Here is a 1,335-nt window from a genome sequence, read left to right on the forward strand (position 1 = left end):
ATTCCTCCCCCGAGACGGCGGTGACGGGGGTGAGCTGGAAGTCGAGGGGGGGGCTGTCGAGGCCCCAGCCCAGCAGGAGCCACGCGATCAGCGCCGCGTGGGCGGTGGTGGAGATGTATGCCCCGGGGGTCATGGGCCTGGCCTCAGCCCTCGGGCAGCTGGGGCGTGGCGCCCATGGTGGGCCCGCCCGCGTCGGTGACGAGGCCGATGTCGGAGAACCCCCCGGCGTTGAGCGCGCCCATGACCTGCGCCACCCGGCCCCAGGCGTTGGCGCCGTCGGCGCGCAGGTAGATGCGGGGCGAGGTCCGCTCGGCGGCGATGGCCTGCAGGCGCGGCACCAGCTCGGCCTCCGGCACCTCGGTGGTCTGGATCAGGAGCTGGCCCTCGCCCGTCACCGTGACGGTGAGCGGCTCCTCCTCGTCCATGGGCAGGGCCGCGGCCGCGGTCTGCGGCAGCTCCACCGGCACCCCCACGGTCATGAGCGGCGCGGCCACCATGAAGATGATGAGCAGCACCAGCATCACGTCCACGAAGGGGGTGATGTTGATCTCGGCCATGGGCTGGGCGCGCCCGCGCGCGCGGCGGCGGCGGTGCGAGCCGGGCTCGGGCCCCTTCATGACGCCTGCGGCCATGGCTGGTCCTCCCCCTCAGGCCGCCGCGTCGAGCTGGCGCGACAGAATGGTCGAGAACTCGTCGGCGAAGGCCTCGTAGCCCCCCACGATGCGGTTCGCGTCCGAGCTGAGCTTGTTGTAGAAGATCACCGCCGGAATGGCCGCCAGCAGGCCCAGCCCCGTGGCCAGCAGCGCCTCGGCGATGCCCGGCGCCACCACCGCGAGGTTGGTGTTCTGCTGCTCGGCGATGCCGATGAAGCTGTTCATGATCCCCCACACCGTGCCGAACAGCCCGATGAAGGGCGCCGTCGAGCCCACGGTGGCCAGCACCGGCAGGCCGCGGCTCAGCGCCTCGCCTTCCTTGGCGATGGCCACGTCCATGGACCGGTCGATGCGGCTTTGCGCCCCCGCGATCAGCCCGCCGCCCTCCCGGTGCGACCGGCGCCATTCCAGCATGCCCGCCGCAAAGATGCGCTGGCTGCGCCCCCGGGGCTCGGGCCCGATCTGCTCGAACAGCCCGTCCAGGGGCTCGCCCGACCAGAAGGCCCGGTCGAACACCGCCGCCTCCCGCCGCGCCCGCCGGTACTGCACCAGCTTGTCGATGATCACCCCCCAGCACCACACCGAGGCCCCGATCAGCCCCACCATGATGAGCTTCACCGCAAAGGTCGCGTGGGCAAACAGCCCCCACATCGTGTAGTCGGTCGCCTGGTCCATGTGCCTG

At 72.1% G+C, this 1,335-nt stretch carries 2 protein-coding genes; both read right to left on the minus strand.

Features of this window, described 5'->3' with window-relative positions; translation table 11 throughout:
* Window positions 1–143: 143 nt before the first annotated feature.
* Window positions 144–632 carry an ExbD/TolR family protein gene (locus J3P31_RS21135; protein WP_210530514.1) on the minus strand — a complete coding sequence of 163 codons (489 nt, stop codon included), beginning with the start codon at window positions 630–632 and terminating at the stop codon, window positions 144–146.
* Window positions 633–647: 15 nt separating this feature from the next.
* Window positions 648–1,328, minus strand: a complete 681-nt coding sequence (gene tolQ / locus J3P31_RS21140; RefSeq protein ID WP_210530515.1) for a protein TolQ — start codon at window positions 1,326–1,328, stop codon at window positions 648–650.
* Window positions 1,329–1,335: the final 7 nt, after the last annotated feature.

Source organism: Rubellimicrobium arenae (genome assembly GCF_017916275.1).
Lineage (GTDB): Bacteria > Pseudomonadota > Alphaproteobacteria > Rhodobacterales > Rhodobacteraceae > Rubellimicrobium > Rubellimicrobium arenae.

What these genes read in the sequence shown, in the direction of transcription:
- J3P31_RS21135 (WP_210530514.1), bottom strand. Translation starts at nt 632, where the DNA reads ATGGCCGCAGGCGTCATGAAGGGGCCCGAGCCCGGCTCGCACCGCCGC.
- tolQ (WP_210530515.1), bottom strand. Translation starts at nt 1,328, where the DNA reads ATGGACCAGGCGACCGACTACACGATGTGGGGGCTGTTTGCCCACGCG.